This window comes from Luteimonas sp. A534 (assembly GCF_054072805.1).
On the sequence record NZ_JBSVRR010000005.1, the window covers coordinates 22881 to 41043 of the forward strand.

Below are 18163 nucleotides of genomic sequence, written 5' to 3' on the forward strand. Positions count from 1 at the left end.
CGCACCCACACACACAGCACATCGCGTGCACGGGGCGGCCCGCATCCTCCGGGGCATGGCTGAACTCATCACCCGGCGCCTGAAGGCGCGCTTCGACCGGCTCCAGCAGTCGCTGCCCTACGCCATCGCGCAGCGCTTCGTCGAAGTCGACATCCTCACCCACGCGGCGTCGCTGACCTTCTTCGCACTGCTGTCGCTGGCACCGCTGCTGGTGCTGCTGCTGTGGCTCACGGCTTCGCTGTATCCGGAGGCGCAGGACGCGCTGCTGTTGCAGGTGCAGGGGATCGCCGGCAGCGGCGCCGGCCAGGTCGCCAGCACCGTGCTCCAGAACGCCCGCGCCGAGCCCGACGTCGGCTCGCTGGCCGGCCTGTGGAGCACCCTGCTGCTGTTCTTCGGCGCGACCGCGGTGTTCGCGCGCCTGCAGGGCACGCTCAACGCGATCTTCCACACCGACGGCGCGAAGCTCCGTGGCGGCCTGCGCGCCTGGCTGCGCAAGCGCGTGTTCTCGCTGGGCGTGGTGATCGCGCTTGGCTTCCTGCTGCTGGTGTCCGCTGCGCTGACCACGGCGCTCGAAATCGCCTTTGGCGGCTCGCCCACCCTGCCCGTGCTGGGTAACGTCGCGGCGCTGGCGCTGTATGCACTCGCGTTCGCGCTGATGTACCACTACCTGCCCGACCGTCGCGTGCGCTGGCGGCAGGCCTTCCTTGGCGGGCTGCTGACGGCGCTGCTGTTCGTGGTCGGGCGCTGGGGCATCGGCCTGTACATCGCCGAGGCCGCGCCCGGCAGCGCCTACGGCTCGATGGGCACCCTGGTGGTGCTGCTGGTGTGGCTGTACTACGCGGCGGTGGTGTTCTTCGTCGGCGCGATGATCACCGCGGTGATCGACGAGCGCTGGCGGCTGTCGGACGTGAGCCGGAGGCTGGAGGAGCGGGCCGCGCGGCGGCGTGAATCATCGCCCACCCGGGAACCGCTGCTGCGGCGATCGCGGCTGTAGCCGCTCCCACAGGGGTCGGGATCGGGGTACGCATGCGATCATGGCGGGAGCCATGGCACGCCTCTCAGACGCCTTCATCGACGACCTGCTCGCCCGGACGGACATCGTCGAGGTGATCGCCGCGCGCGTGCCGCTGAAGCGCCAGGGCCGCGAGTATTCGGCGCGCTGCCCCTTCCACGACGAACGCTCGCCCTCGTTCACGGTGTCGCCGAACAAGCAGTTCTACCACTGCTTCGGCTGCGGGGCGCACGGCACCGCGATCTCGTTCCTGATGAACTTCGACCGCCTCGAATTCCTCGACGCGGTGGACGAGCTTGCGCGCCGCGCCGGCATCGAGGTGCCGCGCGAAACGCGCCAGCACAACGAGAATCCCGACACCCGCGACATGTACACGGTGCTCGACGATGCCGCGCGCTTCTACCGCGGCGCGCTCGCGCCTGGCAGCGAGGCCGCGGCGTACCTCGACCGCCGCGGCGTGGACGCGTCGATCCGCGAGCAGTTCGGCATCGGCTACGCACCCGGCGGGTTCTCCGCGCTGCGCGACGCGCTCGGCACCGATCCGCGCCGGCTGTCGCTGCTCGAGCGCACCGGCATGCTGTCCAAGAACGACCGCGGCCATGTCTACGACAAGTTCCGCGACCGGGTGATGTTCCCGATCCACGACCGCCGCGGCCGCGCCATCGCCTTCGGTGGCCGCGTGCTGAAGGCCGAGGATTCGCCCAAGTACCTCAACTCGCCCGAGACGCCGCTGTTCCACAAGGGCCGCGAGCTCTACGGCCTGTGGCAGGTGCGCCAGGCGAACCAGAAGATCGAGCGCCTGGTCGTGGTCGAGGGCTACATGGACGTGGTGGCGCTGTTCCAGCACGGCATCACCCAGGCCGTGGCGACGCTGGGCACCGCGACCACGCCCGACCACGCCGAGCTGCTGTTCCGTAACGCACCCGATGTCTACTTCTGCTTCGACGGCGACGCCGCCGGCCGACGCGCCGCCACGCGCGCGATGGAATCGGTGCTGCCGCGAATGAAGGACGGCCGCCAGGCCTTCTTCCTGTTCCTGCCCGACGGCGAGGATCCGGACACGATCGTCCGCAACGAGGGCGCACCGGGCTTCGATGCGCGCCTTGCGGACGCGACGCCGCTGTCGCAGTTCCTGTTCGACAGCCTGGTCGAAGACGGCATCAACCTGGCCACGCTCGACGGCAAGGCGCGCCTGGCCGAGCACGCCAAGCCGATGCTTGCCCAGCTGCCCGACGGCGCCTTCGCCGACCTGATGCAGCAGCGGCTGACCGAACTGACCGGCGTCGGCGCACGCGGGTCCGCGCCCAACGTGCACGTGCCGGCCGCCCGCGCCCGCCGCGCACCCGCGGGCAACGCGCCCAAGCGCAGCATGGTCCGCGGTGCGATCACCCTGCTGCTGCAGCGCCCGCAGCTGGCGCTGGAACTGCAGCCGCCCTACCGCTTCGTGGCCCTGCGCCAGCCGGGCATCGACCTGCTGACCGAACTCGTGGCGATCGTCAGCGCGCGCCCCGACATCGGCACCGGCGCCCTGCTCGCCCAGTTCGAGGGCCGCGAGGAAGCCGGCGCGCTGCAGAAGCTGGCCAGCCTCGACGTGCCTGGCGACGAGGCCGGCTGGCGCCTGGAATTCATCGACGCCATCGGCCAGCTGGATCGCCAGACCCTGGGCCAGCGCGTGGACGAACTGCTGGCCAAGCAGCGCGACGGCGGCCTGGACGCGGTCGACAAGGCCGAGCTGCGCGAGCTGCTGCAGGCACGCGGCAACGCGGTGGGCTGACGCCACAGGGTTTTCCCCAATGGTGGTGCCAGCATGTGCCGGGTACTGTCGCCGGGACGGTGAATGCCGATTCCGACTGGCGCCATGTCGTTCGAAGCCCACAGCCTGCTCGCCCCGCTGCCGCCGCCCCAGCCCTGGCGCGATTTCGGCCATTTGCTGCGTTTGGACGCCGGCAAGGTGCCGGAACTCGATCCGACGCTGCTCGATGCGCCACCCGGCGACGTCGCCTTCGTGCTCGACCCATCCAGCGTGCGCACCAGCGACGAGAAGACCGGGCCGCACAACACCACCTACGAAGCCCGCGGCGATATGACCGTGCGCGGCCCCGACGGCGCCGCCACCGGCGTCCCGGTGCGCTACGAGGTCTCGCTGCGCAACGCCGAAGCCACGCCGGAGGCGATGCGCGCGGTCAATCCGTTCGACCCGGCGACCATCCCGCCACGCACGCGCATCGAGGTGCACGGCGCGGACTACGCCGGCACCGCGCTCGAACCCGCCTTCCGCGCGCTGGCCGACGCCAACGACCTTGCCTCCATCGCCGACCTGCGCCTCTCGCTGGAGATGACCGAGAAGAAGGGCCTGCGGGTGATGACCGGCTCCGAAGAGCTGTTCGACGCTCCGCGCGACGGCGGTCCGGGCTCTCCCGCGCTCGAGCGCGAAGACTTCACCCGCCACACCACCATGCTGTCCGATCCCGCGGGCGCCGACCTGCCGGCGTACAACCGCATGCTGCTCACCGGCCACGTGCCCGACGGCACCGTGGTGCTGGTCGAGGACGTGGAACCGGGCGAAGTGCGCGGCAGCGTGACCGAGGCGGGCTCCGGCGAAGTCAACGACATCACCTGGACGCTGGACGCCGAAGGCCGCCCCACCGGCGCCGAGGCCGTGCTGACCTGGGAGCCCTCGAGCCGCGGCCGCGACTCCGACCGCATCGAAGCCAACGCACAGAGCCGCTTCCGCACCGACAACGACATGAAGGGCAGCGGCGACGACGTCGGCCACCTCATGGCCTACCGCTTCGCGCAGGGACACGGCGAAGTAAACATGTTCCCGCAGTTCAGCAGCTTCAACCAGGGCGCCTACGCGAAGATGGAGCAGGAGTGGAGCGACTGGGTGGGCGCAGGCATGGAGGTCCGGATCGACATCGACCTCGTACGCCACGACTCGCACCGGCCCGACGAAGTGCACGTCGACTACGAAGTCACCGACCCGGTCACCGGCAACGTCGTCTACGATCCTTCGCTGATCGCGTTCGGCAACAGCGCGGGCCAGACCTTCGACGCCATCGCCTCGAAGCAGATGCCCGACATGATCGACAGGGCCGCCGCCTGACGGCAGACTGCCCCGCATGCACGCAGGCCCCGCGTCGGACAGGAATGAACTGATCGCCCGCATCGGCAAGCTGCTGGTCGCAGACCCCGCCGTGTCCGACGGCCTCTGGCACGGCTACGCGCTGATCGTCCGCTACAGCGACGGCGCCATCGCGCGTCGCATGACCGGCTTCCGCTACGACGCCGACGGCGGCCACCAGGGCGCGACGCCGTCCGACGACGCACTCGGCCCTGCCTTCGACGCGCTGCGCGACGCCACCCGCGTCCACGGCAAGGAACCCTGGGGCGCCTGCATCCTGCGACTGTGGCGCGACACCGGCCGCATGGCGGTGGACTTCGACTACGACACCCCGCAGCAGTGGGACATCACGCCTGCCACGCTCGCGGATGTCGCGGCGCGGGCGCGGCCGGGCGGGTAGCAGGAGGCAAGAGCTTTTTTTGCCACGGATTTACGCGGATTACGCGGATCTGACCGGGGCAAGATTGTTGCCGCGAAGCTATCAAGAAGAAATTTTGATATGCAGGGCGTGCTGTTCGCGCTCGCCTCGCACTGATCCGCGTAATCCGCGTAAATCCGTGGCCGAAAGCACTTCAGCTCTTTCTCTTCGCTCTATCCGTGTAAATCCGCGCCGTTTCCGCGTAATCCGTGGCAAATGCTCTTCAACCCACCCGCTGCAGCTCAAACAGCGGCCCCGGCTGCAGGTACGGCAGCAGCCAGTGGTCGACCAGCAGGAAGGCGAAGAGCGCCATCAGGTACACGACCGAATAGTTGAACACCCGCATCGCGAAGAACTCGTCCGGCGGGTCCATCAGCTTCCACGCGTACCAGAGGAACACGATCCCCAGCACCAGCGCGCCGCCCAGGTAGAACAGGCCGCTCATGCCTGCCACCCACGGCAGGACGGTCACCGCCACCAGCAGCACCGTGTACAGCAGGATCTGCCAGCGCGTGTACTGCACGCCGTGGGTCACCGGCAGCATCGGCACCAGCGCGCGGGCGTAGTCTTCGCGGCGGAAGATCGCCAGCGCCCAGAAGTGCGGCGGCGTCCACACGAAGATGATCAGCACGAGCAGCAGCGCGTGCGCCCAGTCCCACTCGTTCTGCATGCCGGTCACCGCCGACCAGCCCAGCAGCGGCGGCGCGGCGCCGGCGATGCCGCCGATGACGATGTTCTGCGGCGTCGCGCGCTTGAGGAAGCCGGTGTAGACCACGGCGTAGCCGATCAGCGAGGCGAAGGTCAGCAGCGCGGTGATCGGGTTCACCAGGGCGATCAGGATCGTCATCGACGCCGCGCCCAGGAACACCGCGAACGCCAGCACCTGCGCAGGCGCCAAAGTCCCGGTGGCCAGCGGGCGGTTGGCGGTGCGCACCATGACCTTGTCGATGCGCTGGTCGATGAGGTGGTTGATCGCCGCCGCCGAAGCCGCCGCCAGCCAGATGCCGATGAAGCCGGCCACGGCCTGGCGCAGCGGCGGCAGGCCCGGCACCGCCAGGAACATGCCCACCAGCGCGGTGAAGACGATCAGCGCCACCACCCGCGGCTTGGTCAGTTCCCAGTACTGGTCAAGTTGTGCGCGCACTCAGTCGACTCCCCGCAGGCGCGCCAGCAGCGACACCAGTACGAACACCAGCAGCGCGGCGCCGCCGTTGTGCAGCACCGCCACCGGCAGCGGCAACGACAGCTTCACGTTGAGGATGCCGAGCGTGACCTGGGCGACGGTGAGCAGCGCCAGCGTCCCGCCCCAGCCGCGCAGTCCGGGCGTGCGCAGCATGCGCACGGAAGCCCATAGCAACATCGCCGTCGCGGCCACCGCGCCGATGCGGTGCGCCATCTGGATCGCGATGCGCGCGGCGCCATCGAGCACGCCGCCCTCGTAGTCGACGCCGATGCCGCGCCAGAGCACGAAGCCTTCGCGGAAGTCGGTCGGCGGCAGCCACAGGCCGGCGCACTGCGGGAAGTTCTCGATCGACCAGCTGCCGGCGCCGCAGGACAGCGCGGCGTAGTTGGCGCTGACCCAGCCGCCCAGCGCGACCTGCAGTCCAAGCACCGCCAGCGCCGCCCAGAGCAGGCCGCGGAGCCGATCGGCATAGGCCAGCACGATCGGCCGGTGGGTCGCGCGCCAGGCCATCCATGTGATCAGCGAAAACGTCAGCAGGCCGCCCAGCAGGTGGGCCATCACCACCACAGGTTTCAGCAGCCAGGTCACCGTCCACATGCCCAGCAGGGCCTGGAAGATGATCACCGCGAGCGTGAGCGCGGATTCCCGCCCGAGGTCGGCCCCGCGCCAGCGCAGGGCCGCGGCCAGCAGGATGGCTTCGCCGGCCACGGCCAGCGCCGAGGCCGCGACGTGCGCCCCGGACATATAGGTCGGGATGGCGATCGCCACCAGCCCGGACGCGACCAACACCTGGGCGATGCCTTGGCGGCGCCGACGCGCGGCCAGGAGCGCCATGCCGAGCACCAGCAGCCCGAGGATCGCCGCGACGTGGCGGTGCACCTGCTCGCGCCAGGCCTTGTGGTCCTCGAACGGACGGATGGCGCTGGCGGCGTGGTCGACCGCGTGCTCGACGGCCTTCGGCCAGGTGGCGCGGCCGTAGCAGGTCGGCCAGTCCGGACAGCTCAGCCCGGCGTGCGACAGGCGCACGAAGGCGCCGAACACGATCACGCCCAGCGCCAGCGCGACCGCCAGCCAGGCGAGGCGGCGGAAGTGGCGGTGGATGTGGTGGACTCCGTGCTGGGAGGCGTGGCTGTGGGTCATCACTTCAGTTTCAGGAGGCGCGCCATGTCGGTGCGCAGGTGGCCCGCGTCGAAGCCGGGCGCATAGCGCAGGATGACGAAGCCGTTCGGGTCGACAACATACACCGGAGCGCCAGCGGGGCCACCTGCATCCAGGCCCGGGAACTGCGCCGTGAACTCCGCCGAGGGTTCGACGATGTTCCAGACGCGGTTCTGCAGCGCGCCCTCCGGCGGCGTGCCGACCCACAGGATGTGGACGTGATCGGCGTTGTGGCCGAACAGTCGCCAGACCTTGTCCAGGTCATGCGTCAGGGCCACGCAGGCGTCGGTGCAGTCGGCCGGCGGCGCGACCACGATCCGCCAGGTCCGTTCGACAGGATTCCACTCGTAGTCACCGCCTTCGACCAGTCGCGGCACCACGCCGCGCAGGTCACCGGGCGGCTGCAGCAACTCGCCGTGGTTTTTCATGCCCGCCGGGCGCCAGCCGGAGAAGCGCAGCGCGCCGGCGACCAGGGCGCTGCCGAAGAACACGACGACGATCAGGATCAGCAGGCCGCGGTTGCGGTTGCGCTGCTGCACGGGAATGGTCGGAACGGGGGATTCAGTCATGGACGGGGCCTGCGGAAAGTGAGGACCAGGGCAGTGGCAAGCACGGCGAGGGCCAGCGCGAACCACTGCACGGCATAGCCGAGGTGGCGCTCGGGCGGCAGTGTGTTGGGAAGCACGTCGAGGTCGCGGGCGTAGCCGATGCCGTCCTCCGGATCGAGCTTGAGCACGCGCGGGGCGAGCCCGGGCAGGCGCAGCGTGGCGGCCAGTGCCGCCGGATCCAGGCCGATGGCGAGGAGCGTGCCGTCGTCCTGCGCGGCGCTGCCGGCTGGACCGATGCCGTGCGACGGCGGCGGCGCCAGCAGCCCGGCCACCTCGCGCTGGCCGGGCGGACGTTCCACCACCGGAAGCGTGCGGTCGCCGGGCAGCGGCAGCCAGCCGAGTTCGACCAGCAGCGGTTGCCCCGCGGCACCCGGCACGAAGACGCGATAGGCCCGGACACCCGCGCGGCCACCGCGCTGCTGGTTGTCGAGCAGCACCGCCGGCGCCTCCGCGAAGTGGCCCGCACCGGCGGCCCAGTCGTAGCCGCGCAGCCGCGCCGGGTCGGCGGCGGCGGCCAGCGGAACGGGCACACGCACGGCAATGGTGCTTGCGACCGCGTCGAGCATGGCCTGCTTTTCATCCTGCCGGCCCAGCTGCCAGGAGCCGAGCGCACAGAAGGCGGCGACCAGTGCCAGGGCCGCGGCCCAGCCGACCAGCAGGGTGGCATTGCGGCCCATCTCAGCCACGCACGCAGGTGCGATAATCGCGCGATCGCACCGGCCTTGTGGAGGCCAACCGCATGAGTGATTCGCTCAAAACCCTGCTCATCATCGCGTTCCTGATCCTGATCGTATGGAACCTCGGTGCCGGCCTGTATTACATGCTGGTCGACAAGGGCACCACCAAGCGCACCGTGAATGCGCTCACCCGGCGCATCGCGCTGTCCGTGGTCCTGATCCTGATCGTGCTCCTGTCGATCTGGATGGGCTGGATCACGCCCCACGGCGTCCAGGGCTGACCGCTCTCGCACGGAGCGGCCGGCACATGGCGCTCCGCAGACACGAAGGCCGGCAATCGCCGGCCTTCGTCATTCCATGACGGTCGCCCTCTGACGGGCGCCCTGCCTCAGACCACGTAGACGAACAGGAACAACATCAGCCACACCACGTCCACGAAATGCCAGTACCAGGCCACGGCTTCGAACGCGAAGTGGTTGTCGCGGGTGAAGTGGCCCTTGAAGCAGCGCAGCCAGATGATCGCCAGCATGATCGTGCCCAGCGTCACGTGCGCGCCGTGGAAGCCGGTGAGCATGAAGAAGGTCGAACCGTAGATACCCGAACCCATGGTCAGGTTGAGGTCGCGGTAGGCGTGGATGTATTCCTCGACCTGGAAGAACAGGAACAGGCAGCCCAGCAGCACCGTCAGGCCCAGCCAGACCAGCAGCTGGCGGCGATTGTCGGCCTTCAGCGCGTGGTGGGCGATGGTGAGCGTCACACCCGAGGTCAGCAGGATCAGGGTGTTGAGGAGCGGCAGGCCCCAGGCCGGAATGGTCTGGAAGACGCCGCCCACTTCGCCGGGGCCGGCCGACGGCCAGGCCGTGCTGTAGCCCTCCCACAGCAGCGCGTTGGTCATCACGCCGTCGCCGGTACCGCCCAGCCACGGCAGCGAGAGCTGGCGTGCGTAGAACAGCGCGCCGAAGAAGGCAGCGAAGAACATCACTTCCGAGAAGATGAACCACACCATGCCCATCCGGAAGGAGCCGTCGACCTGGCGGTTGTGGTAGCCCGAGACCGACTCCAGGATCACGTCGGCAAACCACTTGAACAGGATCAGGATCAGGCCCGCGGCGCCGACGAAGAACATCGGCCGGCCCCAGGACACCTCGTTGAACCAGGTCGCCAGCCCGAAGAAGAGGACGAACAGCGCCACCGACGCGAACAGCGGCCACTTGCTGTCGTGGGGGACGAAGTAGACGTTCGGGTCTCGGTGATCGGCTTGGGCCTGTGCCATGTCGGTATCCGTTGCTGGGTCAGGGTGCCGCGTGCGGCACGGTCGACGGCGCCGCGACCAGTGCGGCGGCTTGCTCGCGCTCGGTCAGGACGTCGTTCTTGAAGAAAGTGTAGGACAGGGTGATCGTCTTTACGTCCGCGGGCAGGGACGGATCGATGATGAAGCGCACCGGCATGTCGCGGGTCTCGCCCGCGGTCAGGGTCTGCGCGGTGAAGCAGAAGCATTCGGTCTTGGCGAAGTAGCCCGACGCGCGCGCCGGCGCCACCGAGGGTGTTGCCGTGCCAACGATCGGCTGGTCACTATCGTTGTGCGCGTAATAGGTGGTTTCGTACTGTTCGCCCACGCGCACCTGCATGCGCGCCTGGTTCGGCCGGAACGACCACGGCAACGACGAGTTGACGCCGCCGTCGAACTCCACCGTGACCATGCGCGCCTCGGCCGACGCGCCCGACAGCGTGCTGGCGTCGACCGCGGTGTTGTCCAGGCGGATGCCGAAGACCTTCTCGCAGGCGATCCGGTACAGCGGCACCAGCGAGAAGGTGAACGCGAACGCGACCGCCGCGGCGAGCACCATCTTGCCGATGCCGGCGGTGTTGGAGACCTTGCCACTCACGACGCGAGCACTCCCGACAGGATGAAGGCGACATAGATCGCCAGCGCCACGGCGCCCAGGATCAGCGCAAGGCGCAGCGCGCGCCGCCGCTGCGCGGCAACGCGATCAGGATCGTGCTGGTCAGGCGCGGCTGGCATCGCTGGCAGGCTCGAACTCATGGCCTTCCGGATCCAGGTCGCCATGGGCGAGGTCGCCCGGGCCGATCACCGGCGGCGTGGTGAAGGTGTGGTGCGGCGCCGGCGAGGGCACGGTCCACTCCAGGCCACGCGCGCCTTCCCACGGACGCTGCGGCGCCAGGGCGCCCTTCTTCAGCGAGTGGTACAGGATGCCGAACATCATGAAGGGCGTGACGAACATGCCGAACGCGCCGATCGAGCTGATCAGGTTCCAGTCGGCAAACACCACGTTGTAGTCCGGGATGCGGCGCGGCATGCCGGCCAGGCCCAGGAAGTGCTGCGGGAAGAACAGCAGGTTGACGAAGACCATCGTCCACCAGAACTGGAACTTGCCCCAGGCCTCGTTGTACATGCGGCCGGTCCACTTGGGCCACCAGTAGTAGACCGCGGCGATCAGCGCCAGCACCGAGCCCGTCACCAGCACGTAGTGGAAGTGCGCCACCACGAAGTAGGTGTCGTGGTACTGGAAGTCGGCGGGCACGATCGCGAGCATCAGGCCGGAGAAACCGCCGATCGAGAACAGGATCACGAAGGCGATCGAGAACAGCATGGGCGTCTCGAACGTCAGCGAGCCGCGCCACATCGTGCTGACCCAGTTGAAGATCTTCACGCCCGTGGGCACGGAGATCAGCATGGTCGCGTACATGAAGTAGATTTCGCCGCCCAGGGGCATGCCCGCCGTGAACATGTGGTGCGCCCACACGATGAACGACAGGAAGGCGATCGCGGCGGTCGCGTACACCATGGCCTGGTAGCCGAACAGCGGCTTGCGGCTGAAGGTCGGGATGATCTCCGAGACCACGCCGAAGGCCGGCAGGATCATGATGTAGACCTCCGGGTGCCCGAAGAACCAGAAGATGTGCTGGTACATCACCGGGTCGCCGCCGCCGGCGGCATTGAAGAAGCTGGTGCCGAAGAACTTGTCGGTCAGCAGCATCGTCACCGCACCCGCCAGCACCGGCATCACCGCGATCAGCAGGAACGCGGTGATAAGCCAGGTCCACGGGAAGATCGGCATCTTCAGCAGGTCGACGCCCGGCGCGCGCATGTTGAGCACGGTGGCGATGACGTTGATCGCGCCCATGATCGAGCTGATGCCCATCATGTGGATGGCGAAGATCGCGAAGGCCATGCTGGAGCCGCCCTGCAGCGACAGCGGCGGGTACATCGTCCAGCCGCCGGCTGGCGCGCCACCCGGGAGGAACAGGGTCAGCAACAGCATCGCGAAGGCGAACGGCAGGATCCAGAACGACCAGTTGTTCATGCGCGGCAGCGCCATGTCCGGCGCGCCGATCTGCAGCGGGATCAGCCAGTTGGCCAGGCCCACGAAAGCGGGCATGACGCCGCCGAAGATCATCACCAGCGCGTGCATCGACGTCATCTGGTTGAAGAAGTGCGGGCTGACGTGCTGCAGGCCCGGCACGGCCAGCTCGAGGCGGATGATCACGCTCATCGCCGCGCCGATGATGAACATCGTGAAGCTGAAGAGCAGGTACAGCGTGCCGATGTCCTTGTGGTTCGTGGAGAAGAACCAGCGTTCGACGAAGCCCTGCTTGTGGGCGTGGTGGTCGTCGTGGACGGCGACGGTAGCGGTATCGGTGGCCATGGAGATGCCTTGCCTCTTGGTTCGTTCGATCAGCCGGCCGCGGGCGCGGCGACGGCGGAAGCGGCCTGCGCGGCCACGGGTGCTGCCTTGGCCTTCTCGGCCTGCAACCACTGTTCGTATTCGGGGATCGGCAGCGCGCGTATCACGATCGGCATGAACGCGTGGTCCTTGCCGCAGAGTTCGGCGCACTGGCCACGGTAGACGCCCGGCTCGCGGATCTCGGTCCAGTGCTCGTTGACGATGCCCGGCACCGCGTCCTGCTTCCAGCCCAGCGCCGGCACCCACCAGGAGTGGATGACGTCGTCGGCGGTGATCACGAAGCGGATCTTGGTATCGACCGGCAGCACCAGTTCGTTGTCGACATCAAGCAGGTAGTGGGGATTGGCGGCCAGGCTGGGGCGCTCGCCGGACTGGCGGATGCGGTCGCTCTCGCGGTCCATGCGGCTGACGATGGAGACGTCTTCGCCGAGGTAGTCGTACTTCCACATCCACTGGTAGCCGGTGACCTTGACGGTCATGGCGGACTCGCGGGTGTCGTACATCGCGATCAGCTTGGTGGTGGCCGGCCAGGCCATGATCACCAGCAGGATCACGGGGATCACCGTCCAGGCGATCTCGGCGTTGAGGTTGTGGCTCCACTTCGCCGCCACCGCGCCCTTGGACTTGCGGAAGGCGAAGATCGCATAGGCCATCGCGCCGAACACGATCACGCTGATGCCGACGCAGATCCACAGCACCAGCATGTGCGCGTCGTAGGCGTTCTGCGACGAGGAGGTCACGCCGGGCGTCATGTTCAGCTGCCATCGCACCGGGTCGGCGGACTGCGCCATGGCCGCCACGGGCACCGCGGCGATGGCCGCCAGAATCCACCGCAAGAATCGCGCCTGCATCATGCTGCAACCCCAAATGTCGTCGATCGCGGCCGGCTGGCCGCTTGCTGGAACGGTTGTGGGCGAGCCTTTCCGGTTGGCGCTCGCCCCTGGAAAGACCGACCGCACCCCACCTGGGGCGCTCGATCCACGTGATGGTAGCGGTCCCGCCACCGCACCGGCAAGCACGCGCGACGCGTGACCGCTCGCGCAGAGCGCCCTTTCGCCCGGTCCGGCGGCTAGAATTTGCGCTCCCCTCTCCGTTGCGAAGACCGTGACCGACCTGTCCCTTGGCGAACCGACATCGCCCGATCCGCTGCGCGCGGCCATCACCCGACACTGGCTCGCGGACGAGACGACCCGGGTCGGCGCCCTGCTTGGCGAAGCCCGCCAGACGCCTGCCGACGCCGCCCCGATCGCCGCCACCGCCAGCGACCTGGTGCGCCGGGTGCGCGCACGGGCGCGCGACCAGGGCGTGGTGGAGTCCTTCATGCGCCAGTACGACCTCGGCAGCGAGGAAGGCGTGCTGCTGATGTGCGTGGCCGAGGCGCTGCTGCGCATCCCGGACGCGGACACCACCGACAAACTGATTCGCGACAAGCTCGGCGATGCCGACTGGAAGCGGCACATGGGCCAGTCGGAGTCGGTGCTCGTGAATGCGTCCACCTGGGGACTGATGCTCACCGGCCAGCTGGTCGATCTTGCCGACGACACCAGGCGCGATGCCCACGGCGCATTCAAGCGGCTGGCCGGCCGCGTGGGCGAGCCCGTGATCCGGCTGGCGGTGCGCCAGGCGATGAAGATCATGGGCCACCAGTTCGTGATGGGCCGGACCATCGCCGAAGCCCTGTCGCGCGCGCGCAAGGGCCGCAACGCCCACTACCGCTACTCCTACGACATGCTCGGCGAGGCCGCGCTCACGCAGCAGGATGCCGACCGTTACCTGGAGGCCTACCGCAGCGCGATCGACGCCATCGGCCGCGGCGCCGGCCAGTCCGCCGACGAGATCGTCGCGCCGTCGATCTCGGTCAAGCTGTCCGCGCTGCACCCGCGCTACGAACACGCCAAGCGCCAGCGGGTGCTCGCCGAGCTGGCGCCGCGCGTGCTGGACCTGGCGCAGCGTGCAAAGAGCCACGGCATCGGCCTGACCGTCGACGCCGAGGAAGCCGACCGCCTGGAACTGTCGCTGGACGTGATCGAGGCTGCGTGGTCGGACCCGTCGCTGGCCGGGTGGGACGGCTTCGGGATCGTGGTCCAGGCCTACCAGAAGCGTGCGCCGTTCGTGATCGACTGGATCGCCAGCCTCGCCCGTCGCGGCGGCCGCCAGATCCCGGTGCGCCTGGTCAAGGGCGCCTACTGGGACGCCGAGATCAAGCGCGCCCAGGTGGATGGTTACCCGGGCTACCCGGTATTCACGCGCAAGCCCAACACCGACGTCAGCTACCTCGCCTGCGCCCGCCGCCTGCTCGATGCCGGCACCGCGGTGTACCCGATGTTCGCCACCCACAACGCACAGACCATCGCCGCCGTGCACCGCCTGGCCGATGGCCGGCCGTTCGAGTTCCAGAAGCTGCACGGCATGGGCGACGACCTCTACGACGAAGTGATCCCGGCCGACCGCCTGGGCGTGCCTTGCCGCGTGTATGCGCCGGTGGGCAGCCACGAGGACCTGCTGCCCTACCTGGTGCGCCGCCTGCTCGAGAACGGCGCCAACTCCAGCTTCGTCAACCGCATCACCGACGAAGACGTACCGATCGACGACCTGGTCCGCGACCCGGTCGAGGTCGTGGCCGCGTTCGATCCGATCCCGCACCCCCGCATTCCGCTGCCGGCCGACATGCTCCGCAGCCAAGGCACCGACAGGACCAATTCCATGGGCATCAACCTCGCCAACGACGACGACCTGCGCACCCTGGCCGCGGCAATGGCCGCCGAACCCGGCGAATGGCAGGCCGTGCCGCTGGTGCCGGGCGCGACGAACACCGGCGCGTGGATCGATGTCACCAGCCCCGCCGATCGCCGCCGGCGCGTCGGCCGCTGGCAGGCCGCCGATGCCGCCACCGTCGAGCGCGCGATGACGAATGCCGTCGCAGCGCAGCCGGCCTGGGACGCCACGCCCGTCGCCAGCCGTGCCGCCTTGCTCGAACATGCCGCCGACCTGCTGGAGCAGCGGATGCCGCGCTTCATGGCGCTGTGCACGCTCGAGGCCGGCAAGACCATCCCCGATGGCGTGGCCGAAGTGCGCGAGGCGGTCGACTTCCTCCGCTACTACGCCGGCCAGGCACGCAACCTGTCGGCCTCCGAAGCGCTGCCCGGCCCGACCGGCGAAACCAACACCCTGCAGCTCGCCGGGCGCGGCGTGTTCGCCTGCATTTCGCCATGGAACTTCCCGCTGGCGATCTTCCTCGGCCAGGTCGCCGCGGCGCTCGTCACCGGCAACAGCGTGCTGGCCAAGCCCGCCGAGCAGACGACACTGGTCGGCTTCGAGGCCGTGAAGCTGCTCCACGAGGCCGGCGTGCCGGAGATGGTGCTGCAACTCGTGCCCGGCGATGGCGCCAGCGTGGGCGCGGCGCTGACCGGCGACCCGCGCATCGCCGGCGTGGTGTTTACCGGCTCCAACGGCACCGCGCTCGCGATCAACCGCGCGCTGGCCGCGCGCGACGGCGCGATCGGCACCCTGATCGCCGAGACCGGCGGCCAGAACGCCCTCATCGCCGACTCCTCCGCGCTGCCCGAGCAGCTGGTCAAGGACGTGATGGCCTCGGCCTTCACCTCCGCCGGCCAGCGCTGCTCGGCCGCGCGCGTGCTGTTCGTGCAGGACGACATCGCCGACAAGGTCATCGCCATGCTCGCCGGCGCCATGGCCGAGCTGAAGGTCGGGGATCCGGGCCTGCTGTCGACCGACGTCGGCCCGGTGATCGACGCCGATGCGCTGGGGATGCTCGACCGCCATGCGGAGCGCATGCAGGACGAGGCCCGGCTGATCGCGCAGGTCGCCCTGGGCGAGGACACGGCGCACGGCACGTTCTTCGCGCCGCACGCCTGGGAGCTGAAGTCGCTCTCGCAGCTCGACCGCGAGAACTTCGGGCCGGCGCTGCACGTGATCCGCTGGAAGGGCAGCGAGCTCGACCAGGTGATCGACGCCATCAACACCACCGGCTACGGCCTCACCTTGGGCATCCATTCGCGGATCGACGACACCGTCGAATTGATCGCCGCGCGGGCCAAGGTCGGCAACGTCTACGTCAACCGCAACCAGGTCGGAGCGGTGGTCGGGACGCAGCCCTTCGGCGGGCAGCGGCTGTCCGGCACCGGCCCCAAGGCCGGCGGCCCGCACTACCTGCCGCGCTTCACCACCGAGAAGGTGGTCACCATCAACACCACCGCCGCCGGCGGCAATGCCTCGCTGCTGACGCTGGACGATTGAAGGCGGTCCCCGCCACAGCGGAGGCTGCCTGGTGGGCTGGCAGATGGCCGCCCTGCTGGCGTCACCGCAGGTCTCGGCACGAGGGGACCACCTGAAACACGAAAGGGCCCCTCAAAGGGGCCCTTCGTGCGTCACATGAACGCTGCGATCAGATGCCGACAGGTTGGCGTCTCCGTCGTCTGGACCCGTGACGGTGCTGCCATCGCTGCTGTAGGCGGCCTTAGGGTCCGCGCCATCTGCGTGCCAAGTGGCACCGATTCAACGGCGAGCAAATCTACCTGGTGAAATCCACCACCATGGCGGCGGGACAAGAGTCGCAGATATGGTGGGACAACAGCGGCACCCAACCCACCGGCGACTTCATCTACTTGAGCTGCAGCCTGCCCCCGGGCACGGGCACGGGCATAGGCAAAATCATCACCTATGGCGCGTCCGTAACGCTGAGACCGGAGATGTAGCGGCTGCCCCGGCATGAAAAAGCCCCGCTTACGCGGGGCTTTTTCTGGACCCGGAACGCCGGGCCTGGACAGCCGGAGCCCCTGGGGCGGGCCCCCGGCGACTGGTCAGAAGCGGTACTGCGCCGAGACGCCGAACAGGTTGGCGTCGCCGTCGTACGGACCGGTGATGGTGCTGCCGCCCGAGCTGAAGTCGACCTTCGGATCCTTCGGCTTCAGGTGGGTGAACGCGAAGTCCACGTCCATCGCGTCGCTGACCTTCCAGGTGGCGCCGATCGAGTACCAGCGACGGTCGTCGTCGGGCAGGCGCGGGGTGCGGTGCTCGATGCTGGTCGGGGTCTCGTCGTGCGCGACGCCGCCGCGCAGGGTCCAGGTTTCGTTGAGCTTGTACTCGGCGCCCAGCGACACGAAGGTGGAGTCCTCCCACTCGAAGGGCTCGACCGAGTCCGGATCCGGACGGTCGAACTCGACGCGCACTTCGCGCAGCGACGACCAGCCGGTCTCGGTCCAGTTCGCCATCATCGCGAAGCGGTCGGTGAAGTCGTAGCGCGCGACGACGGCCAGCGTGGACGGCGTGGTCAGCTTCGCGCCAACAGCGCCGTTGACGAACAGTTGGCTGGTCACGGCGCTGTTGGGGTTGTTGTCGAAGAACGCGCGCACGTCGCCCGGCACGGTCCACTCGGCGGTGCCGCGCAGCTCGTAATCGATCTCGGACTGGTAGCTCAGGCCGACCGTGAGGCTGTCAGTCGGACGCACGGTCACGCCGGCGATCCAGCCGAAGCCGGTGTCGTCGCCCTCGATCTCGGCGTGGCCGTCACGCGCCTGCGGGATCGCGAAGGGCAGCGGACGGGTGGCCGGGTTCGAGTACAGCAGGGTGCCGAAGTCGACCGCCTTCGACAGGGTCACGTCGGCCTTGGAATACACCGCGCCGATGCCGACCGACACGTGGTCGTTGATGTCCAGCGCCGCCGACAGGGTCAGGTTCACGATCTGCATGTCGGAGGTGTCGGCGAAATAGCGACCCTGCCAGTCGGGCTCGTATTCGGTCTTCAGGCCGAACGGCGCGCTGACCATGGCGCCCAGCGCCAGGCCGTTGTCGAGCTTGTGGATCACGGAGAACGCCGGGATCGGGGTCACGTCACCGGCATCGCCGCCGTTGCCACCGGTGAGGGGGCGGCCGAAGGCGTCGGTGCCCGAGCCTTCGAAGGTGTAGCTCAGGTCGATGACCGACAGGTCGGCCTGGACCGTGGTGCCTTCGAAGCGGGTCATCGAGGCCGGGTTGTTCACGACGACCGAAGCATCGCCTTCATTGACGCCCGAGCCGGCAAACGCCGCGCCGAGGCCCTTGACGCTGTTTTCCTTGAGCTGGAAGCCCGACGCGTGGGCCGGGGCCAGGGCCAGCGCGCCGGCGATGCCGAGCGCAAGGACCGAAGCCTGGAGAAGAGGGGAGGTACGCATTGCTGGTGAACTCCTGACAAGTGGCTTGCTGTGGATGCGCCTGGCCGGGCGGTGTTTCCCGCCCTGGCCCCACGTGCCGGAAGACTCCCTCCCGACCCTGGCGCCG

Annotated in this window: 16 protein-coding genes; 6 read left to right on the forward strand and 10 right to left on the reverse strand. The window is 68.9% G+C overall.

Annotated elements, in window-relative coordinates; translation table 11 throughout:
- Positions 1–55 precede the first annotated feature (55 nt).
- From ACW5F0_RS11930 to ACW5F0_RS11945, 4 genes are all read left to right on the forward strand, one after another.
- On the forward strand, positions 56–994 hold the full coding sequence (locus tag ACW5F0_RS11930) for a YihY/virulence factor BrkB family protein (protein WP_456966177.1): 939 nt from the start codon (positions 56–58) through the stop codon (positions 992–994).
- A 52-nt stretch (positions 995–1046) separates the two neighbouring features.
- Positions 1047–2786: a DNA primase gene (gene dnaG / locus ACW5F0_RS11935; RefSeq protein ID WP_456999809.1), complete on the forward strand. Its 1740-nt coding sequence runs from the start codon at positions 1047–1049 to the stop codon at positions 2784–2786.
- A gap of 84 nt (positions 2787–2870) precedes the next feature.
- On the forward strand, positions 2871–4118 hold the full coding sequence (locus tag ACW5F0_RS11940; protein WP_456999810.1) for a DNA/RNA non-specific endonuclease: 1248 nt from the start codon (positions 2871–2873) through the stop codon (positions 4116–4118).
- Between the two features lie 16 nt (positions 4119–4134).
- A complete protein-coding gene (locus ACW5F0_RS11945) occupies positions 4135–4536 on the forward strand; it encodes a hypothetical protein (protein ID WP_456966174.1) in 402 nt (133 codons plus the stop codon).
- Between the two features lie 241 nt (positions 4537–4777).
- Here ACW5F0_RS11945 and cyoE read toward each other — a convergent pair whose 3' ends face one another.
- From cyoE to ACW5F0_RS11965, 4 genes are read right to left on the reverse strand one after another with little or no spacing between them, the layout of a single operon-like run.
- A complete protein-coding gene (gene cyoE, locus ACW5F0_RS11950; RefSeq protein ID WP_456966173.1) occupies positions 4778–5698 on the reverse strand; it encodes a heme o synthase in 921 nt (306 codons plus the stop codon).
- Positions 5699–6877, reverse strand: a complete 1179-nt coding sequence (locus ACW5F0_RS11955) for a COX15/CtaA family protein (RefSeq protein ID WP_456966171.1) — start codon at positions 6875–6877, stop codon at positions 5699–5701.
- Complete coding sequence (locus ACW5F0_RS11960; protein ID WP_456966170.1) at positions 6877–7464, reverse strand: hypothetical protein; 588 nt, start codon at positions 7462–7464, stop codon at positions 6877–6879. The genes ACW5F0_RS11955 and ACW5F0_RS11960 overlap by 1 nt, the downstream gene beginning before the upstream one ends.
- On the reverse strand, positions 7461–8180 hold the full coding sequence (locus ACW5F0_RS11965; protein ID WP_456999869.1) for an SURF1 family protein: 720 nt from the start codon (positions 8178–8180) through the stop codon (positions 7461–7463). The genes ACW5F0_RS11960 and ACW5F0_RS11965 overlap by 4 nt, the downstream gene beginning before the upstream one ends.
- Positions 8181–8242: 62 nt before the next feature.
- Here ACW5F0_RS11965 and ACW5F0_RS11970 point away from each other — a divergent pair, with 62 nt between their 5' ends.
- The gene (locus ACW5F0_RS11970) at positions 8243–8461 is read left to right on the forward strand and encodes a twin transmembrane helix small protein (RefSeq protein ID WP_456966169.1); all 219 of its coding nucleotides are present in this window, start codon (positions 8243–8245) and stop codon (positions 8459–8461) included.
- A 107-nt stretch (positions 8462–8568) separates the two neighbouring features.
- Here the strand turns inward: ACW5F0_RS11970 and ACW5F0_RS11975 are convergent, their stop codons facing one another.
- The 5 genes from ACW5F0_RS11975 to coxB are packed head-to-tail and all read right to left on the reverse strand — an operon-like array spanning position 8569 to position 12741.
- Positions 8569–9453: a cytochrome c oxidase subunit 3 gene (locus tag ACW5F0_RS11975; protein WP_456966168.1), complete on the reverse strand. Its 885-nt coding sequence runs from the start codon at positions 9451–9453 to the stop codon at positions 8569–8571.
- Between the two features lie 19 nt (positions 9454–9472).
- Positions 9473–10066 carry a cytochrome c oxidase assembly protein gene (locus ACW5F0_RS11980; protein ID WP_456966167.1) on the reverse strand — a complete coding sequence of 198 codons (594 nt, stop codon included), beginning with the start codon at positions 10064–10066 and terminating at the stop codon, positions 9473–9475.
- Positions 10063–10203 carry a hypothetical protein gene (locus ACW5F0_RS11985; protein ID WP_456966166.1) on the reverse strand — a complete coding sequence of 47 codons (141 nt, stop codon included), beginning with the start codon at positions 10201–10203 and terminating at the stop codon, positions 10063–10065. Before ACW5F0_RS11985 ends, ACW5F0_RS11980 begins: the two co-directional genes overlap by 4 nt.
- Positions 10187–11848 (reverse strand): cytochrome c oxidase subunit I, encoded by a 1662-nt coding sequence (ctaD, locus tag ACW5F0_RS11990; protein ID WP_456966165.1) that lies wholly within the window; start codon positions 11846–11848, stop codon positions 10187–10189. Before ctaD ends, ACW5F0_RS11985 begins: the two co-directional genes overlap by 17 nt.
- A gap of 29 nt (positions 11849–11877) precedes the next feature.
- Positions 11878–12741 (reverse strand): cytochrome c oxidase subunit II, encoded by an 864-nt coding sequence (gene coxB, locus ACW5F0_RS11995; RefSeq protein ID WP_456966164.1) that lies wholly within the window; start codon positions 12739–12741, stop codon positions 11878–11880.
- 220 nt (positions 12742–12961) lie between these two features.
- Here coxB and putA point away from each other — a divergent pair, with 220 nt between their 5' ends.
- Entirely contained in the window at positions 12962–16144 is a 3183-nt protein-coding gene (gene putA, locus ACW5F0_RS12000; protein WP_456999870.1) for a bifunctional proline dehydrogenase/L-glutamate gamma-semialdehyde dehydrogenase PutA, read from the forward strand.
- 563 nt (positions 16145–16707) lie between these two features.
- Here putA and ACW5F0_RS12005 read toward each other — a convergent pair.
- Complete coding sequence (locus tag ACW5F0_RS12005) at positions 16708–18057, reverse strand: OmpP1/FadL family transporter (RefSeq protein ID WP_456966162.1); 1350 nt, start codon at positions 18055–18057, stop codon at positions 16708–16710.
- Between the last annotated feature and the right edge of the window lie 106 nt (positions 18058–18163).